Source organism: Vibrio sp. 378 (assembly GCF_033339435.1).
The window spans coordinates 70,905-88,063 of the sequence record NZ_JAWOUO010000005.1 but is presented as its reverse complement, the minus strand read 5'-3'; the positions used below and the strand labels follow the sequence as shown (position 1 = coordinate 88,063).

The 17,159-nt window shown below is 45.0% G+C and carries 17 protein-coding genes; 11 read left to right on the top strand and 6 right to left on the bottom strand.

What is annotated here, in order from left to right; translation table 11 throughout:
• Positions 1–75 precede the first annotated feature (75 nt).
• From R7Q48_RS11010 to R7Q48_RS11000, 3 genes are read left to right on the top strand one after another with little or no spacing between them, the layout of a single operon-like run.
• Positions 76–303: a FeoA family protein gene (locus tag R7Q48_RS11010; protein ID WP_005382190.1), complete on the top strand. Its 228-nt coding sequence runs from the start codon at positions 76–78 to the stop codon at positions 301–303.
• Complete coding sequence (gene feoB, locus R7Q48_RS11005) at positions 303–2,579, top strand: Fe(2+) transporter permease subunit FeoB (protein WP_136976357.1); 2,277 nt, start codon at positions 303–305, stop codon at positions 2,577–2,579. The genes R7Q48_RS11010 and feoB overlap by 1 nt, the downstream gene beginning before the upstream one ends.
• Positions 2,576–2,806 (top strand): FeoC-like transcriptional regulator, encoded by a 231-nt coding sequence (locus R7Q48_RS11000; RefSeq protein ID WP_005382192.1) that lies wholly within the window; start codon positions 2,576–2,578, stop codon positions 2,804–2,806. Before feoB ends, R7Q48_RS11000 begins: the two co-directional genes overlap by 4 nt.
• Positions 2,807–2,917: 111 nt before the next feature.
• Here the strand turns inward: R7Q48_RS11000 and R7Q48_RS10995 are convergent, their stop codons facing one another.
• Positions 2,918–3,346, bottom strand: coding sequence for an HIT family protein (locus R7Q48_RS10995; RefSeq protein ID WP_005382194.1), 429 nt, complete (start codon positions 3,344–3,346; stop codon positions 2,918–2,920).
• Positions 3,347–3,450: 104 nt separating this feature from the next.
• Positions 3,451–5,184 carry an arginine--tRNA ligase gene (argS, locus tag R7Q48_RS10990; protein ID WP_025517318.1) on the bottom strand — a complete coding sequence of 578 codons (1,734 nt, stop codon included), beginning with the start codon at positions 5,182–5,184 and terminating at the stop codon, positions 3,451–3,453.
• A 220-nt stretch (positions 5,185–5,404) separates the two neighbouring features.
• Between argS and R7Q48_RS10985 the strand changes: the two genes are divergently transcribed.
• The gene (locus R7Q48_RS10985) at positions 5,405–6,001 is read left to right on the top strand and encodes a VOC family protein (protein ID WP_017819945.1); all 597 of its coding nucleotides are present in this window, start codon (positions 5,405–5,407) and stop codon (positions 5,999–6,001) included.
• A gap of 72 nt (positions 6,002–6,073) precedes the next feature.
• Here R7Q48_RS10985 and R7Q48_RS10980 read toward each other — a convergent pair whose 3' ends face one another.
• From R7Q48_RS10980 to purU, 3 genes are all read right to left on the bottom strand, one after another.
• Positions 6,074–6,442 carry a hypothetical protein gene (locus tag R7Q48_RS10980; RefSeq protein ID WP_256901324.1) on the bottom strand — a complete coding sequence of 123 codons (369 nt, stop codon included), beginning with the start codon at positions 6,440–6,442 and terminating at the stop codon, positions 6,074–6,076.
• A gap of 1 nt (position 6,443) precedes the next feature.
• Positions 6,444–8,066: a serine protease gene (locus R7Q48_RS10975; RefSeq protein WP_318132282.1), complete on the bottom strand. Its 1,623-nt coding sequence runs from the start codon at positions 8,064–8,066 to the stop codon at positions 6,444–6,446.
• Between the two features lie 206 nt (positions 8,067–8,272).
• Positions 8,273–9,106: a formyltetrahydrofolate deformylase gene (purU, locus tag R7Q48_RS10970; protein ID WP_005382206.1), complete on the bottom strand. Its 834-nt coding sequence runs from the start codon at positions 9,104–9,106 to the stop codon at positions 8,273–8,275.
• A gap of 218 nt (positions 9,107–9,324) precedes the next feature.
• Between purU and R7Q48_RS10965 the strand changes: the two genes are divergently transcribed.
• The 7 genes from R7Q48_RS10965 (at position 9,325) to rnd (ending at position 16,817) form a co-directional block, all read left to right on the top strand.
• Complete coding sequence (locus tag R7Q48_RS10965) at positions 9,325–11,265, top strand: ATP-dependent DNA helicase (protein WP_318132281.1); 1,941 nt, start codon at positions 9,325–9,327, stop codon at positions 11,263–11,265.
• Between the two features lie 29 nt (positions 11,266–11,294).
• A complete protein-coding gene (tsaB, locus tag R7Q48_RS10960) occupies positions 11,295–11,996 on the top strand; it encodes a tRNA (adenosine(37)-N6)-threonylcarbamoyltransferase complex dimerization subunit type 1 TsaB (protein WP_064376304.1) in 702 nt (233 codons plus the stop codon).
• A gap of 60 nt (positions 11,997–12,056) precedes the next feature.
• On the top strand, positions 12,057–12,362 hold the full coding sequence (locus tag R7Q48_RS10955; protein ID WP_005382213.1) for a hypothetical protein: 306 nt from the start codon (positions 12,057–12,059) through the stop codon (positions 12,360–12,362).
• Between the two features lie 41 nt (positions 12,363–12,403).
• Entirely contained in the window at positions 12,404–12,961 is a 558-nt protein-coding gene (locus R7Q48_RS10950; RefSeq protein ID WP_005382214.1) for a Slp family lipoprotein, read from the top strand.
• A gap of 6 nt (positions 12,962–12,967) precedes the next feature.
• Positions 12,968–13,822, top strand: coding sequence for an alpha/beta hydrolase (locus R7Q48_RS10945; protein ID WP_318132280.1), 855 nt, complete (start codon positions 12,968–12,970; stop codon positions 13,820–13,822).
• Between the two features lie 106 nt (positions 13,823–13,928).
• Complete coding sequence (fadD, locus tag R7Q48_RS10940; protein ID WP_005382216.1) at positions 13,929–15,620, top strand: long-chain-fatty-acid--CoA ligase FadD; 1,692 nt, start codon at positions 13,929–13,931, stop codon at positions 15,618–15,620.
• A gap of 78 nt (positions 15,621–15,698) precedes the next feature.
• Positions 15,699–16,817 carry a ribonuclease D gene (rnd, locus tag R7Q48_RS10935; protein WP_031777213.1) on the top strand — a complete coding sequence of 373 codons (1,119 nt, stop codon included), beginning with the start codon at positions 15,699–15,701 and terminating at the stop codon, positions 16,815–16,817.
• A gap of 77 nt (positions 16,818–16,894) precedes the next feature.
• Here rnd and minE read toward each other — a convergent pair whose 3' ends face one another.
• Positions 16,895–17,158 carry a cell division topological specificity factor MinE gene (gene minE / locus R7Q48_RS10930; RefSeq protein WP_005388332.1) on the bottom strand — a complete coding sequence of 88 codons (264 nt, stop codon included), beginning with the start codon at positions 17,156–17,158 and terminating at the stop codon, positions 16,895–16,897.
• Position 17,159 lies beyond the last annotated feature (1 nt).

The following is a 17,159-nucleotide window of genomic DNA, read 5'->3' as shown; positions in this document are numbered from 1 at the left end:
ATAGGGGAGTAATATTGGCAACCTAAACTTATTAAATAATAATATTTCTCATTAGCAATACTCTTAAGGGCCACTATGAAGTTATCAGAGATTAATCCTGGCGATACGGTGACGATTCGGTTGTTAGATGGTCTTTCATCAGATATCAGAAAGAAACTCATGGTAATGGGGCTGCTTCCCAATACAGAAGTCAAAGTGATTCGACGTGCGCCAATGGGCGATCCTTTACAAGTCGAAGTCCGTGGTGTGTCTGTCGCATTGCGAGAAACAATTGCTCAGAAAATTGAAGTGGAGCGAGTGTAATGCAATATCAAGTGCTAACCGTAGGTAACCCTAATAGTGGTAAAACGACGTTATTTAATGGTTTAACTGGCGCAAAACAGCAAGTTGGTAACTGGGCAGGCGTCACGGTTGAAAAGAAAACGGGACAATTCAAGCATGCTGGGGATGAGTTTTTGCTCACTGACCTTCCGGGTATTTACTCATTAGACAGTGGTAATGATAGTAATAGTATTGATGAATCCATCGCATCGCGTGCGGTTCTAACTCATCCTGCTGATCTCATTATTAACGTGGTGGATGCTACAAGTTTAGAGCGCAGCTTATATATGACGCTGCAACTTCGCGAACTTGGTCGCCCTATGATTGTTGTCCTCAACAAGATGGATGCGCTAAAGCGTGAACGTCAGATGATTAACGTTGCAGAGCTTGAGAAAACGTTAGGTTGTCCGGTTGTCAGTTTATCTGCAACCAATAAAACTCAAGTGGCAGAGTTTAAAGAAAAGCTCCATAAATCCATCGTTCAAGGAGTGCCACTTAAAGAATTGTCTTTGCATTACGGTGAGAAGATGGAGTCGGCAATTCAAACGGTTTCCGCACTTTTTAACGACCAAAACGTCGCTCATCGTGCACTAGCGATTCGTGCGCTTGAAAAAGACACAATGGTGCTCAATAGTCTTTCTGATATTGATAGAAGCAAAGTCTTGGAAGTCATTACGACGTTAGATTTGGATATCGATTTGCATGTCGCGGATACTAAGTACACGCATCTGCATGAACAGTGTAAAAAAGTTCGCCGAAGCGAAGGCAAGTTAAGTCGTAGTGTGACTGAAAGACTCGACCAGTTTATTTTGAACAAGTGGATTGGAATTCCTTTCTTCTTTGTTGTTATGTACCTGATGTTTATGTTCTCGATTAACATCGGTAGTGCATTTATCGACTTTTTTGACATTGGTGTGGGCGCATTGTTGGTTGATGGTGGGCATCACTTGTTAGACGGTCATTTGCCTGTGTGGTTAGTGACGGTTCTTGCTGATGGTATCGGTGGTGGTATCCAGACAGTTGCAACCTTCATTCCGGTTATCGCGTGTTTGTACCTCTTCCTAGCGGTACTTGAGAGCTCAGGTTACATGGCTCGTGCAGCATTCGTACTAGATAAAGTGATGCAGAAGATCGGCCTACCGGGCAAAGCATTTGTACCGTTGGTTCTTGGTTTTGGCTGTAACGTTCCGTCAATCATGGCAACTCGCACTCTAGACCAAGAACGTGAGCGTAAACTTGCTGCATCTATGGCGCCATTTATGTCATGCGGTGCTCGTCTGCCTGTATACGCACTATTCGCTGCGGCATTTTTCCCTGGTTCTGGTCAGAACATTGTATTCGCACTTTACCTACTTGGTATTGTAGCAGCGATCTTCACAGGTCTTTTCCTTAAGCACACGCTTTACCCAGGTAGCAGTGACAGCCTAGTAATGGAAATGCCTGATTACGAACTTCCGACGCTACAAAACGTGGTGATCAAAACTTGGCAAAAGCTAAAGCGCTTTGTACTTGGTGCAGGTAAAACCATCGTGATCGTTGTTGCTATTCTGAGTTTCTTCAACTCATTGGGTACTGATGGCAGTTTTGGTAATGAAGACAGCGAAAACTCGGTGCTTTCTAAAGCTGCGCAAGTTGTAACTCCAGTATTCGCGCCAATCGGTGTTCAAGAAGATAACTGGCCAGCGACGGTTGGTATCATTACCGGTATCTTCGCAAAAGAGGCGGTAGTTGGTACGCTTAACAGTCTATACACCACGCCAAGTGACGGTGAAGACGCAGAATTTGATCTAATGGGCAGCCTAGAAGAGGCAGTAATGAGTATCCCTGAAAACTTAGCCGGTTTGAGCTACTCAGATCCACTAGGCATTGAAGTGGGTGACTTAACTGACTCAAATGCCGTTGCCGAAGAACAAGAAGTCGATGCTTCTATCTTCGGTAACATTAAATCGCAGTTTGCTTCTGGCAATGCCGCATTTGCTTACCTAATCTTTATCCTACTGTACACTCCTTGTGTGGCGGCGATGGGGGCTTACGTACGTGAGTTTGGTCATAAGTTCGCACGCTTTATCGCGGTTTGGACAATGGGCTTGGCTTACCTATGTGCGACGTTCTACAACCAATTGACGCATTTCGCAGATAGCCCAGTAACAAGTGGTATTTGGATGGCTGTGATCGTAGCTATCTTCTTTGGCACATACCGTGTGTTCAAACAAGTTGGTAAGAAACAAAACGGTGCATTAGAGGCGCAAATAGCATGATTTTAAAAGAGCTTTATCAATACATTGCAGACAAAGGAACCGTCTCCCAGTCAGATCTGGCTAAACAGTTTGGGATGAGTGAAGATGGCGCCGACGCGATGTTAAACGTGTGGATTAAGAAGGGCAAAATTAGCCGCTTAGTTGACACTAATAAAGCTCATGACGTGACTCGTGTTCGCTACTCAGTGACTAAACAAGATGGTTTGTCTCTGACAGTCACCATGTAGCGACTATCAAAATTAGTCACCTAAAAATTATCACGTAAAAACGACAAAGCCGCATCAGCAATGATGCGGCTTTTTTAAACTTAGACGCTCGGAATTTGTAAAGTCTTCCAGTTAAGCTTTTTGGAAAATAGAGCTCAGTGACAGCACATTTTTAATGCGACCAAGCAATTCGTTTTGCTCTTCTTCTGTACGGAATTCACCTTTGGTGTTCCCCCAAACCGGTCCCGGCCATGCTACGTCATCTTTGAAGCGAGCAATATGGTGAATGTGCAGCTGTGGCACCATATTACCTAGTGCGCCAAGGTTTAGCTTGTCTGGACGGAATGTTGCTTCCAGTGCTTGGCTTACCGCTTGAGACTCTAGCAAAAACTGTTGCTGTTCTTGCATTGGCAAGTGGTGAAGCTCTTTTAGGTTTGCACGTTTAGGTACCAAAATAACCCATGGCACGGCATTGTCTTTATGCAGAAGTGCCACACACAGTGGGAAGTGACCGATAACGGTAGTGTCTTTTGCCAATTGAGGGTGCAGTTCAAAACTCATTATATTATCCGATTTGAATTGAATGACATCAGTATACGCCAGATAAAACAAAAGGTTGACGCTTTCACGCCAACCTTTCTAAATCGTCTCGATTCTAGAATCGCTTACATACGCTCTAGAGTATCGATACCTAGTAGAGACAGACCTTGCTTGATGGTCTTCGCTGTTAGCGCTGCTAGTTTCAGACGGCTTTGTTTCACAGCTTCGTCTTCAGCAACTAGGATAGGGCACGCTTCGTAGAAACTAGAGAACTGACCTGCTAGTTCGAATAGGTAGCTACACATGATGTGCGGTTGGCCTTCGCGAGCGACAGATTGAACCGCTTCTTCGAACTGCATAAGTTTAGCAATAAGTGCTTTCTCTTTCTCATCAGTGATTTTGATGTCACCTTGGAGAGCGTCCATAGCAACACCAGCTTTAGCGAAAATAGAAGCTACGCGAGTGTATGCATATTGCATGTATGGTGCTGTGTTACCTTCAAACGCTAACATGTTGTCCCAATCGAACACGTAGTCAGTCGTACGGTGTTTAGATAAGTCAGAGTATTTAACCGCTGCCATTGCAACTGTTTTAGAGATCTTCTCTTTTTCTTCCGCATCTAGTTCAGGGTTTTTAGATTCGATCAGTTGTGCTGCACGAACTTCTGCTTCATCTAGAAGGTCGGCAAGACGAACGGTACCACCCGCACGAGTTTTGAATGGCTTACCATCTTTACCAAGCATCATGCCGAACGCGTGGTGCTCAAGAGATACTGACTCAGGTACGTAGCCTGCCTTACGAACAATTGTCCAAGCTTGCATTAGGTGCTGGTGTTGACGTGAGTCGATGAAGTAAAGCACACGGTCTGCGCTTAGCTCTTCATAACGATATTTTGCACATGCGATGTCTGTTGTTGTGTATAGGAAACCGCCATCGCGTTTTTGAACGATAACGCCCATTGGTTCGCCATCTTTGTTCTTGTATTCATCTAGGAATACAACTTGCGCGCCATCATCTTCAACGGCAAGACCTTGTTCTTTTAGGTCTGCAACGATCTTAGGAAGCATGTCGTTGTACATGCTCTCGCCCATCACGTCGTCACGAGTCAGTGACACGTTTAGACGGTCGTAGTTGCGCTGGTTTTGGATCATGGTTACATCAACGAGTTTTTTCCACATTTCTGCACAGTACTCGTCACCGCTTTGCAGTTTCACAACGTAGTTTCGCGCTTTCACTGCGAATTCTTCGTCTTCGTCGTACAGTTTCTTAGACTCACGGTAGAAGCCTTCAAGGTCAGCCAGTTCCATAGAAACTTCGCCAGACTCTTGTTGTACACGTTCAAGGTTTGCGATAAGCATACCGAACTGAGTACCCCAGTCGCCGATGTGGTTCGCACGGATCACTTTGTGACCTAGGAACTCAAGAGTACGTACTACCGCATCACCGATGATGGTTGAACGTAGGTGACCAACGTGCATTTCTTTAGCTACGTTTGGTGCAGAGTAGTCAGCAACGATAGTTTGAGCTTCGTCTGCTGCAACGCCAAGACGTGAGTCAGCCAGTGCTGCTTCCGCTTGTTTTGCTAGGAACTCTTCGCTTAGGAAAATGTTGATGAAACCAGGACCAGCGATTTCTGTCTTGCTTGCAATACCATCTAGGTCTAGAACATCCAGTACTTTCTGTGCAAATTCTCGTGGGTTAGTACCCAGTTTTTTAGCAACGCCCATTACGCCGTTTGCTTGGTAGTCACCAAATTGTGGCTTTGCTGATTGGCGTACTGCCGCAGGACTGCCTGCAGGTGCGCCAGCGGCTTCTAGAGCCTGAGATACTTTGTCATTAATAAGTGCTTGGATATTCACACGCGTTTCCTTCAATTCAAGGACGAAGAACTCGGCGAAGTAAGTGCCGAGTTCTGTTGGAGTTCACAAAAATGGGGCTAATGATAACAACTTTATTGCTTTTCATACAGAGAGGAATTGGGGAAATTTATACTTTTTCGATTGAATGGAAATGTGGTTTGGTTTGCGTTTACTATTGCGCTCAGAGTAATGAGATAAATCGCCCCAAAAGAGAACCACAATGACGACTCAACTAGTTGAAAAACGCCTAGCGCCTAAATTGATGATCCAAGATCTGGATGCATTTATGGCGAAGATTGAAGAGCTTGCATCCCTGTTAAAACTGGATCTGAGCTTTGCTCAAGCTGACCATATTGCGCTGCGAATTAATGATACTGAAACAGCAAAAGCCGCGCATGAAGCATGGAATCAATACGGTAAGGTGATTTCACAAGCGAAAATCAACGGTCGTCCAATCATCGTTATCGAATTCGACAAAGCGTTGGAAAGCCGTGGTTGGAAGATTGAGTGTCTGGAACTGCCATACCCTGCGGAAGGCAAAATCTACCCAAATGAAAGCTGGGAACATGTGGAGTTTGTGATTCCGTCTCATGCCGAAACTGCAGACGAGTTTCTTGCTGATTTGAAACACACTTACCCAGCGTTTGGCGCGCGTTTTAATGAGTTGGAAGAGCTAGGTGTGAAGATCAAACTGTCGAGCCCGAAAGGGGATGGCGAACGCTTGAACAACCCAACCGTGGCGTTTAAGTACCAAGGCATTTGTATCAAACTGCACCCGCATTCACTTAAGCGTATTGTGGAGTCTGAGCAGGCGTAAAACGCTAGAGTGAGAATTGCTGAGTTGCGATAGGCAAAAAGGGAGCCAAGGCTCCCTTTCGTAAGCGAATCACTATTTAGCCGGTGACTTGCTTTTTGGGTTGGTAATGGAAAGTTTTTTGCCTTTCAACTCTTCATTTAGAGTGAGTGTGAAAGTCTTTGGAAACGGCATTCGTTTACAATGATCCACTTTGTTCCTGACGATTGTGAGCAGGGCTTCCGTTGAAGATTTTTGCTCTATTTTCAAGCTAAAGTCATCGTTCTTACTGCAGCCATTAGACTCGGCGATAAATGAAATTTGACTATCGCTAGTTCGATACGCTTCAACCATGATGGCTTGATCTTCAGACTCTAGACCTTGCTGCGTTTCTGTATTTGCCGAGCAAGCGACTAAACTGATGGAGCTCAAGCCAAGCAGCATTGTTTTGAGTACATATTGCATCTTATTGTCCTTTTTTGCGACGCAGGAAAGGACCTGCAGCCATTAACACCAGTAGGCCAATAGATAAACTGCCGCCTGAACTAGACTTTTTATTAACGTCGTTACCAGCATCGCCCGTATTATCTGTGCTGACTGACATATTTATGTTGCGAACAAATGCTTGCGCGCTGTAAATGCCACTTGAAAACGGGTGTTGGACGTATTCAAACGTTATCGTATTAGATGCTTTGTAAAGATCGATCTGGATCTCTTTATAATCGAGGAGTTGGTTGGTGCTATCGTAAATTTCACCATTAACTAAGATGAACAAGTAATCAAAACCATCGGACATTACTTTGAGATCCATGGTAAGTTTGCCCTTCGGAAGATCGGTCAAAACCAGCTCAGATACACCAGGATAAGCTCCCATATCCGCTGATTGCAGTTCACCATTTTCAGCCGTCCAAGCGTTTTGACCGGTATAAACATTTGCGTCTGCTAGCGGAATGGCATTACGCACTGATCTGCTTGCTTTATCTACACCTGAATACTCGAAAGTTGTTGTGAGTCTGGACAGTTTCGGATGATCGGTAAAGAGCTCTATCGTTGTTTCTGATCCCGAATAGCTAGGTTGGTAGCCGACGGTAATTTGACAGCTTTGCGAAGGCTTTAAGGTACCAGTACAAGTGCTTTTCTCGATGGTACTTCCGTATGATATTGTGCTTTGGTAGATGTTGAATGGGATAGTATCGTCATTACGAATAGTAAAGGTCTCTTGCTGCGCTTTTCGCTCAACGAAACGAAGATCTCGGTACTTAGTGAAGCTGATAGTATTGCGATGGCTATCTATCCATCCATTGTGTTGAAAATGAGCGACGTTGGCGTAAACACCATAAGCGTTTGGTTGAGCACATCCATCCCCCCAGCTGACCACGCCTAGCAATTTGTTGATACCGTTATCATCAACGATGAGCGGACCGCCGCTATCTCCTTGGCAGCTATCTTTACCTCCCCAATAGTATCCAGCGCAAATGCCGTCATCTGATACATTAGAGTAGTTTCCTGGTAGGTTTTGGCAGGTAGCTCGATCTACGTATTCCAAATCTACTTGTTGTAAAACGGTTGGGTATATTCGGTCTGTCGTGGACGTATTTCCCCATCCAGCCACGTGCAACTTGTCTCCTGCGCGTACGTTAGCTAGAACTTCTGGCGTTGCAAGAGCAATAGTCGCGCTGTCGACACTGCGTTCCAACTCAATAAGAGCAATGTCATTGTTCGTTGTTATGTTGTTATATTCATCATGTGAATAGATATTTTTAATGGCGATGCGCTGTGCTTGAGACTCTCTGTTTTTGTCATAAAGACCAAGAACGATATCCAGATCGTCCGCATTAAGACCTTCCACACAGTGCGCAGCAGTTAATACGTATTTTCCACCTAGGAAACTGCCACCACAAAAGTGACCAATAGATGTAGGTTGTCCTTTACGTACCAGTGAAGCAATAAATTTCCAGTCGGAAGTGTTGGCAGGTTCGCCGCCGATAATGCGAGTGGATACATCATTCTGAACAGGCTCAAGAGTATCTGCGATTGTGGTTGCTGGTAAAGTCAGCCCAATCAGAAAAGCCACTAACGTTTTTTTCATTTTAATTCCGTAATATTAACGTGGTTTATTATAAGGAGGGCAAATGATAAACGGAATCATTCTCTCAGTAAATAGTTGTGGAGAAATGAAAAATTATAACGTATCGGTTTAACTTTGATGGTTAGAATTGGAGGGGGGATCTTCTGAAAAGATGAAACCCGCCAAGTTGGACGGGTTTCACTATCGTTGTAACTAGTACGGAGGGATTACAGGATCACTGTCTTATTCCCATAAACAAAGACGTGGTCATTGATCACTTTATTCAAAGCCTTACTCAATACGTTCTTCTCTACATCGCGTCCCGCTTGCGCCATATCTTGGGCATTGAATGTATGGTCGACAGGAATTACGTCTTGCTTGATGATCGGCCCTTCATCTAAATCATTAGTCACGAAGTGTGCTGTTGCACCGATGATTTTCACACCGCGATCGTAAGCTTGTTGATATGGCTTCGCGCCAATAAAAGCAGGTAAGAAGCTGTGATGAATATTAATGATTTTGTGGTGATATTTCTCAACAAACGTCGGCGTTAATACGCGCATGTATTTAGCTAGCACCAAAAAGTCAGCATCGTATTGATCGATCACTTCTAGCATCTTCTGCTCGTGTTCTTCACGGCTAAGGTTTTCATGGGTCACATGGTGGTAAGGAATGTCGAAGCGTTCAGTGAGAGTTTGCAGTTTGTCGTAATTCCCCACCACAGCGGCGATCTCAACATCTAGGCTTCCATCGTAGGTTTTCATCAGAATATCGCCTAAACAATGCGCTTCTTTTGTGACGAGAATGACGATGCGCTTACGGCGAGAGCCAACCAATTTACGCTTAGCACCTTGCGGGAGAGCTTGGTCCAAGTCGGCAAGAAACGTTTGATCGTTGAAGTACCCCTCCAACTCCGTTCTCATGAAAAAGTGGCCACTGGTATTATCAACAAATTCGTTATTGTGAACGATGTTGAGTTGGTGCTTGTAACAGATATTAGTAATTTTCGAGATGAGACCCGGGGCGTCAGAACAGTGGGTCAACAGTGTTTTCTTTTCCATAAATCAGGTACTTCCATGCATTAATATTTTAGCGTACGAATTTGTTATTATTCCCTGGCGGGTGTAACTGTACTGCCATGTTTCACCATAAATAATCTATTCTTACGTTGGTTTCAACAAAATATCCTTGTGTCGCCGCAAGCTGGTCAGATTGTGGGCTGATGTCACTCCTATTCCTCTGATATACTCTCGATAATTTTTCAAACTCAATACCAAGCATGATCGCAAAAACTTTTTCCTCTGATGGCGCGTTAGGTAAGGCCATTCCTGGCTTTCAAGCTCGTCAGCCACAAATCGATATGGCGGAAGCCGTCAGCAGTGCGATCAAAGATCAAACCCAGTTGGTGGTGGAGGCAGGAACCGGAACCGGTAAGACCTTCGCATACCTAGTCCCTGCGCTGTTGAGCGGTAAAAAAGTGATCATCAGTACAGGCTCGAAAAACTTGCAAGAGCAGTTGTACCATCGTGACTTACCGCTCATGGTCAATGCGCTTGGTTTTTATGGCCAAGTGGCGTTATTAAAAGGGCGTTCTAATTATCTGTGTTTGGATCGTTTGAGCCGCCAAATGGTCGAAAGCCACACTAATGAATCTGACCCGACGTTATTAACTCAACTGGTTAAAGTGCGTGCTTGGTCATCAGAAACCAAAACAGGTGACCTTGGGGATTGTGATGATCTACCAGAAGACAGCATGATCATTCCGACTATCACCTCAACCAATGACAACTGTTTAGGTAAAGAGTGTCCGAGCTACACCGATTGCTTTGTATTGAAAGCGCGTAAGCGAGCCATGGATTCCGACATTGTTGTGGTGAACCATCACTTATTTCTTGCTGATTTAGCGATCAAAGAGACAGGATTTGGTGAACTGATTCCAGAAGCCGATGTGTTTATTTTTGATGAAGCTCATCAGTTGCCAGATATTGCGAGCGAATATTTCGGCCAGTCAGTTTCAAGCCGCCAAATTCACGATCTTGCCAAAGACATTGAAATAGCCTATCGCACCGAAGCCAAAGATATGCGTCAATTGCAAAAAGTGGGCGACAAACTCATGCAAAGCGCAATGGACATGCGGATTATATTGGGTGAGCCAGGCTTTCGTGGCAACTGGCGTGAGGCGTTGCAATCAGGTTCTATTAAGCGAGAATTATTGCGCTTAACTGACAGCCTCGAATTGGCGATTGATGTACTCAAAATAGCTTTAGGGCGCAGTCAATTACTGGATACGGCCTTTGAACGAGCCAATTTGATCAAAGGCCGTATCGACCGGGTATGTGATGTCGATATTACCGGTTACTCATACTGGTACGATACCTCACCTCGTCATTTCGCTCTGCACATTACGCCTCTTTCTGTCGCGGACAAGTTCCATGAGCAAATAGAGATTAAACAAGGCGCGTGGATTTTCACGTCAGCAACCCTAGCTGTATCGGGCGACTTCAAGCACTTTACTGAGCGCCTTGGCCTCAAGCCTACAAAGCAATTTTCTCTGCCGTCCCCCTTTGATTATCAAAAACAAGCGCGCCTTTGTGTGCCAAGGTATTTGCCAGAGCCAAACAGTAACGGCTTAGCGGATAAGTTAGTCCGAATGCTTGCTCCGGTGATTGAAGAAAATGATGGTCGCTGCTTCTTTTTATGTACCTCGCACAGCATGATGCGTGAACTAGGTGAGAAGTTCCGAGAAGTACTTGAGCTGCCTGTGTTAATGCAAGGGGAGATGAGTAAGCAGAAAACCTTGGCGGAGTTTATGGAACTGGGTAACGCTTTACTCGTGGCGACGGGCGCTTTCTGGGAAGGGATTGATGTTAGAGGTGATGCGCTGAGCTGTGTTATTATCGACAAATTACCGTTTACCGCCCCTGACGATCCGTTACTCAAAGCCCGTATCGAGGATTGTCGATTACGTGGCGGTGAACCATTTGCTGAAGTACAAATCCCGGATGCAGTGATTACGTTAAAGCAGGGAGTCGGGCGATTAATTCGAGATCAGAAGGATCACGGTGCGTTGATCATTTGTGATAATCGCCTTGTCACGCGAGACTATGGTGGTATTTTCCTCGGAAGTCTACCACCTATCCCAAGGACGCGAGACTTAGATGGAATCAAAGCATTCCTGAAAGCAGAACAATCTGTCACAGACGCAAGTGCTGAGGCATAACCCAATAAATGAGAGTTGTAGAGAGTTAAATGAGCGCAAAAATTCTTGCTATCGATACAGCGACTGAAAACTGTTCAGTTGCGTTGTTGGCTAATGATCAAGTGATTTCACGTAGCGCGGTTGCACCACGCGATCACACCAAAAAAGTACTGCCAATGGTTGATGAAGTACTCAAAGAAGCTGGCCTGACTCTACAAGAGCTGGATGCGTTAGCGTTTGGACGTGGTCCAGGTAGCTTTACTGGCGTTCGTATCGGTATTGGTATCGCACAAGGTTTGGCGTTCGGTGCTGACTTACCTATGATCGGCGTTTCAACGCTGGCTGCAATGGCTCAAGGTAGCTATCGCTTACATGGTGTGACCGATGTCGCTGTGGCCATTGATGCACGTATGGGTGAAGTTTACTGGGCACGTTACACTCGCCAAGCAAACGGTGAGTGGGCAGGGGTGGATGCAGAGTGCGTAATTCCACCAGCACGTCTCGTTGAAGAAGCACAAGCAGACGACAAAACGTGGACGACAGCAGGTACTGGTTGGGATGCTTACCAAGAAGTATTAGCAGGCCTACCGTTTAATTTGACGCATGGTGACGTTCTGTACCCTGATTCACAAGACATCGTGATTCTTGCTGAACAAGAATTTAAAAAGGGTAATACCGTGCCGGTCGAAGATTCGAGCCCTGTTTATTTACGTGATAATGTGACATGGAAAAAACTTCCTGGTCGCGAATAGTCCGTTTTTCATTAACCTGACAAAAAGCAGGGCGTTTGCCCTGTATTTTTATGGAGTGCTATGGCGTCGATTAATGGCTTGCCTCCTTCTTTGATTCCCGGTGCAAATCGCACTAATAAAGCCAGTCAAAAGAAGCCGGTAAATAAATCACAAACAAAGCAGCCTGTAGGTCAGCCTTCAAAGGTTGCTAACGCCGTGGCGCACTCCATAAAACACGTGGATGAGTCCCAAATTCACCGAGCTCAAGTGCAATATGACCTTCCTGAAGGGGGCGCACGTAAAGCAATGGAGCAGTACATGGATGTCATGAATCGAGCTAAAAAAGAGGAACTGGCTCAATTACTTGGTGTCGATATTTACGTGTGAGATCTCCCCAGCTTGGGGTTACTAGTATTGAAAGGTGGTTTATGAAGGTTTTTGGACGGTTTTTTCTCGCATTATTTGCTACGGTTGGTTTGTCTGCGTGTAGCTCGTTGCCTGAGGAGCTAAATGCAAGCACAGAATTGGTCGTTACAGACTATAAAGCTTTTGCTGAGTCTCAGGGGCAAGTGAGTGAAGATGTTCGCCTTGGTGGAATCATCGCTAAAGTGGATAACTTTAAAGATAAAACGCGTCTAGAGATTGTAAACCTTCCTATCAGTAAGTCTGGTAAACCTGATATCGATGAAGAGCCTACGGGGCGTTTTGTCGCCTATTTTGATGGCTATTTAGAGCCTGTCGCCTTTAGTGAAGGCCGTTTGGTGACGGTTGTAGGCAAAGGAGCAGGGGAAGAAGAAGGAAAGATCGGTGAGCACGGTTACATCTTCCCGGTAATAAAGGGGGAAGGGTACCGTTTATGGAAAATTGAAGAACGTGTACGCATGTATGACTCGCCAACCTACTTTTACCCATGTTACTCGATTAACTGCCGCATGTGGCGTAATGATTTCCCACAAGACGGTAAAGTGATAAAACAGGTCAAATAATCTGCGATGCATGAGCGTCAATTCGAGCTTCCTGCCGGCAAAATGGCAGCCCTTGAGATAGGGAACGAGAAAACGGCTGACTTGTCAGTCGTTTTTCTTCATGGGTGGTTAGATAATGCGGGCAGCTTTAAAGCGCTCATGGAGCAGTTGAATCAACTTAATCCTCACTTACACCTCCTCGCCATCGATCATTTTGGTCACGGTTTATCGAGTCATAAATCTCACGATAATTATTACCCCTTTCACGACTATATTGCCGATTTGTATCAGTTTTTGGGCAAATTATCACCAAACAGACTGATATTAGTAGGGCATTCACTTGGTGCTTTAATCGCAAGTTGCTATAGTGCAGCGTTTCCAGAGCAGGTCGAAGCTCTTGTGCAAATTGAGGGAGCAGGACCTCTTCATGAGGATCCTACTAACAGTTTGCCTCGTCTTCGCGATGGCGTTTTAAGTCGAATAAGACAGCAAAACAAGCCAGAGCGAGCCATTGCCTCCTTCGATCTGGCGTTAAAATTACGCATGCAAGCCAACCAATTAACCGCTGAGCAACTTCTACCGATAGTCGAGCGTGGAACAGAGCAGCGAGGAGATAAATGGTATTGGCGGCATGACGCCAAGTTAAAATGTGCGTCGCTTTACCGAATGGTGCAAGCGCATGCTAACTCGATTACCAGCCAAATACGTTGTCCTCATTTGATTGTATTAGGCGATCAAGGATTTCAGAATTTACCATCTAACCAAGCTGATTGGGGAGAGAACCCACCGCAAGTGGTTTCTGTCAAGGGTGGTCATCACTGTCATTTAGAGCAAATACTCGAGGTCGCAACGCGAATTCTTGGTGTAGTTAACAAAATTTAAACAAGTGTTTGAGAGTTGCGTGCTCAAGCACGTTCGCTGTGCTGTAATAGCTTTCAAAATAAAAAGGACGCTATTTTTTAGCCAGTTATAAACGAGGAGTAACATCGTGGATAAACCATGGCTTTCACGTTATCCAAGTGACGTACCTGAAACCATTAATCCAGAGCAATATGAGTCTTTGGTAGAAATGTTTGAACAGTCTGTACAAAAATATGCAGACCAACCAGCATTCATGAACATGGGCTCGGTTATGACCTTCCGTAAATTGGAAGAGCGTAGTCGCGCATTCGCAGCGTATCTGCAAAACGAGTTAAAACTGCAAAAGGGTGACCGCGTTGCTCTGATGATGCCAAACTTACTGCAATACCCAGTAGCATTATTTGGTATTTTGCGTGCAGGTTGTATCGCCGTAAACGTTAACCCACTTTACACTCCTCGTGAACTTGAACACCAATTGAATGACTCAGGTGCGACGACGATTGTGATTGTGTCTAACTTTGCGAATACGCTAGAACAAATCGTCGATAAAACACCAGTCAAACACGTAGTGTTAACCAGTCTTGGTCAAATGCTGCCACGAGCGAAAGGTACGATTGTCGATTTTGTCGTGAAGTACGTTAAGGGCATGGTGCCTAAGTACGATTTACCTGGTGCAATCTCAATGCGTCAGGCTCTACGTAAAGGTCGTCGTCTACAATACGTTAAACCGTTTATGTCTGGGGATGACATTGCATTCCTGCAATATACGGGGGGGACGACAGGTGTCGCGAAAGGTGCGATTCTGACTCACCGCAACATGATTGCGAACGTTCTACAGGCAAAAGGCGCGTACGGACCGGTTTTATCTCCGGGGCGTGAATTAGTCGTAACAGCGTTACCGCTGTATCACGTATTTGCTCTTACCGTAAACTGTCTGCTGTTTGTCGAAATGGGTGGTCGTAACTTACTTATTACCAACCCTAGAGATATTCCAGGGTTCGTGAAAGAGCTACAAAAGCATCCGTTTACTGCGATTACGGGCGTGAATACCTTATTTAATGCATTGGTCAATAATGAAGATTTCCACGAGTTGGATTTCAGTAATCTACGTTTAGCCGTTGGCGGCGGCATGGCAGTGCAGCGCTCAGTGGCAGAAAGATGGCAAAAGACCACGGGTTGCTATTTGCTCGAAGGTTACGGTCTAACAGAGTGTTCTCCGTTGGTTGCGGCATATCCGCATGATCTTGTTGAATACAATGGCTCTATTGGTCTGCCGGTACCATCAACAGAAGTTCGTATCGTGGACGAAGAAGGCAACGCTCTTGCGAATACTGAAACTGGTGAACTTCAAGTTCGTGGTCCTCAGGTTATGCAAGGTTACTGGCAACGACCTGAAGCAACGAAAGATACGATTAACGAAGACGGCTGGCTATCAACTGGCGACATCGTTAAGTTCGATGACGAAGGCTTCCTGCATATCGTTGACCGTAAGAAAGACATGATCTTAGTATCAGGCTTTAATGTTTACCCGAACGAAATTGAAGACGTTGTAGCACTACACGGCAAAGTACTTGAAGTTGCTGCTATTGGTCAGCCGCATGAAGTGTCTGGTGAATTAGTGAAGATTTATGTCGTGAAACGCGATCCGAGCTTGACCAAAGACGAAGTGATCGCGCATTGTCGAGAACACTTAACTGGCTACAAAGTTCCGAAGTTGGTTGAGTTCCGCGAAGACTTACCTAAAACCAATGTCGGTAAGATCTTGCGTCGTGTTTTACGCGAAGAGAATGACGCTGAACTTGCGAAGAAAAGCGCATAAGCCGATTTCGTCGAGTCGAGAGATTTAAAAAATGATAGAATGCCAGCGTTTTGCTGGCATTTTTATAGCGAGAAGTATGTGAACTATCAAATTATTACTAAAAACAAAGACCTAGAAGAGGTTTGCACTCATGCCCGAGAGGCAGACGTAGTGATGCTGGATACTGAATTCGTTCGTATTCGCACTTTCTACCCGCAGTTAGGTCTGATTCAGCTTTTCGATGGTAATCGCCTCTCGCTGATTGATCCGACTGAATTAACGGATATGACGCCGTTTGTAGCGCTATTAAAAGATACTTCTGTGCTAAAAGTGCTGCACGCATGTGGTGAAGATTTAGAAGTTTTCCAAAACGCTTTTGGTTGTACACCATTCCCTATGGTGGATACGCAGCTGATGGCCGCTTTTCTCGGTCACGGCCTATCGACAGGCTTCGCATCGCTGGTGGAAGAATATTTAGGCGTAGAGCTCGACAAAAGTGAATCACGTACCGACTGGATGGCTCGTCCACTGACACAAAAGCAATTAGATTATGCTGCCGCAGATGTTCATTACTTGTTACCGTTATACGAAAAGCTGTTCGATAAGGTGACGCAAGCAGGTTGGTGGGAAGCTGTACAGCAAGAAAGTGATTTACTCGTTTCGAAACGTATTCGCGTAACCAATGAAGAGAATGCCTACCTTGATATTAAGGGCGCTTGGCAATTAAAACCTTCTGAGCTGGCGATTTTAAAGCCATTGGCGACGTGGCGTTATCGTGAAGCAATCAAACGAGATTTAGCGCTGAACTTTATCTTCAAAGAAGGTGATCTATTAACGGTCGCTCGTCTTGGTTTAACGAACTTTAAGAAGATGGAAGCAGAAGATATTGATATCCGAGCGATTAACCGCCATGGCGCGAAGATTGCCGCGATTGTTAAACAAGCGAAGCAAACACCTTCTGAAGAGTATCCTGCGAAAATTGAGCGTTTAATGGACTATCCGGGTTACAAGCAGGTCTTCAAAAATATGAAAGACTTGGTGAAATCGGCTTCGCAGAAGTCAGGTTTAGCCACGGAGTTCCTTGCCTCTAAAAAGCAGATCAATCAGTTGATCAGTTGGGTTTGGAAAAAAGATCGTGACCCAGAAGTATTGCCTGATTTGATGCAAGGGTGGCGTTTGGATTTACTCGGCGACAAGATGAACAAAGCATTAAAGTAATGAAAGATGAAAAAGGTTGGCCTCGATGCCAACCTTTTTCGTTCTAATTAGAGCATTCGTCTTGCGAGAGAAACTGATTACTTTTCTTCGTCTGGTAGCTTCACATTCAGCTCAAGAACTGAGATATCGTCGTCTTTGTGCTCAAATGTTAAGTCAACCATATTTGGATCAATTGCCACGTACTTGCTGATCACCTTCAAGATGTCTTCTTTTAATTGAGGCAAGTAAGACGGCGCAGGATCATTTTGGCTGCGGCGCTCTGCGACAATGATTTGCAAACGCTCTTTAGCTAGATTCGCAGAAGTTTTCTTCTGTGGACGGAAAAATTCTAATAATGACATG

Excerpts from the sequence above, each read along its gene's own strand:
- R7Q48_RS11010 (WP_005382190.1), top strand. The coding sequence starts at position 76 with ATGAAGTTATCAGAGATTAATCCTGGCGATACGGTGACGATTCGGTTG.
- feoB (WP_136976357.1), top strand. The coding sequence starts at position 303 with ATGCAATATCAAGTGCTAACCGTAGGTAACCCTAATAGTGGTAAAACG.
- R7Q48_RS11000 (WP_005382192.1), top strand. The coding sequence starts at position 2,576 with ATGATTTTAAAAGAGCTTTATCAATACATTGCAGACAAAGGAACCGTC.
- R7Q48_RS10995 (WP_005382194.1), bottom strand. The coding sequence starts at position 3,346 with ATGAGTTTTGAACTGCACCCTCAATTGGCAAAAGACACTACCGTTATC.
- R7Q48_RS10985 (WP_017819945.1), top strand. The coding sequence starts at position 5,405 with ATGACGACTCAACTAGTTGAAAAACGCCTAGCGCCTAAATTGATGATC.
- R7Q48_RS10980 (WP_256901324.1), bottom strand. The coding sequence starts at position 6,442 with ATGCAATATGTACTCAAAACAATGCTGCTTGGCTTGAGCTCCATCAGT.
- R7Q48_RS10975 (WP_318132282.1), bottom strand. The coding sequence starts at position 8,066 with ATGAAAAAAACGTTAGTGGCTTTTCTGATTGGGCTGACTTTACCAGCA.
- purU (WP_005382206.1), bottom strand. The coding sequence starts at position 9,106 with ATGGAAAAGAAAACACTGTTGACCCACTGTTCTGACGCCCCGGGTCTC.
- R7Q48_RS10965 (WP_318132281.1), top strand. The coding sequence starts at position 9,325 with ATGATCGCAAAAACTTTTTCCTCTGATGGCGCGTTAGGTAAGGCCATT.
- tsaB (WP_064376304.1), top strand. The coding sequence starts at position 11,295 with ATGAGCGCAAAAATTCTTGCTATCGATACAGCGACTGAAAACTGTTCA.
- R7Q48_RS10955 (WP_005382213.1), top strand. The coding sequence starts at position 12,057 with ATGGCGTCGATTAATGGCTTGCCTCCTTCTTTGATTCCCGGTGCAAAT.
- R7Q48_RS10950 (WP_005382214.1), top strand. The coding sequence starts at position 12,404 with ATGAAGGTTTTTGGACGGTTTTTTCTCGCATTATTTGCTACGGTTGGT.
- R7Q48_RS10945 (WP_318132280.1), top strand. The coding sequence starts at position 12,968 with ATGCATGAGCGTCAATTCGAGCTTCCTGCCGGCAAAATGGCAGCCCTT.
- minE (WP_005388332.1), bottom strand. The coding sequence starts at position 17,158 with ATGTCATTATTAGAATTTTTCCGTCCACAGAAGAAAACTTCTGCGAAT.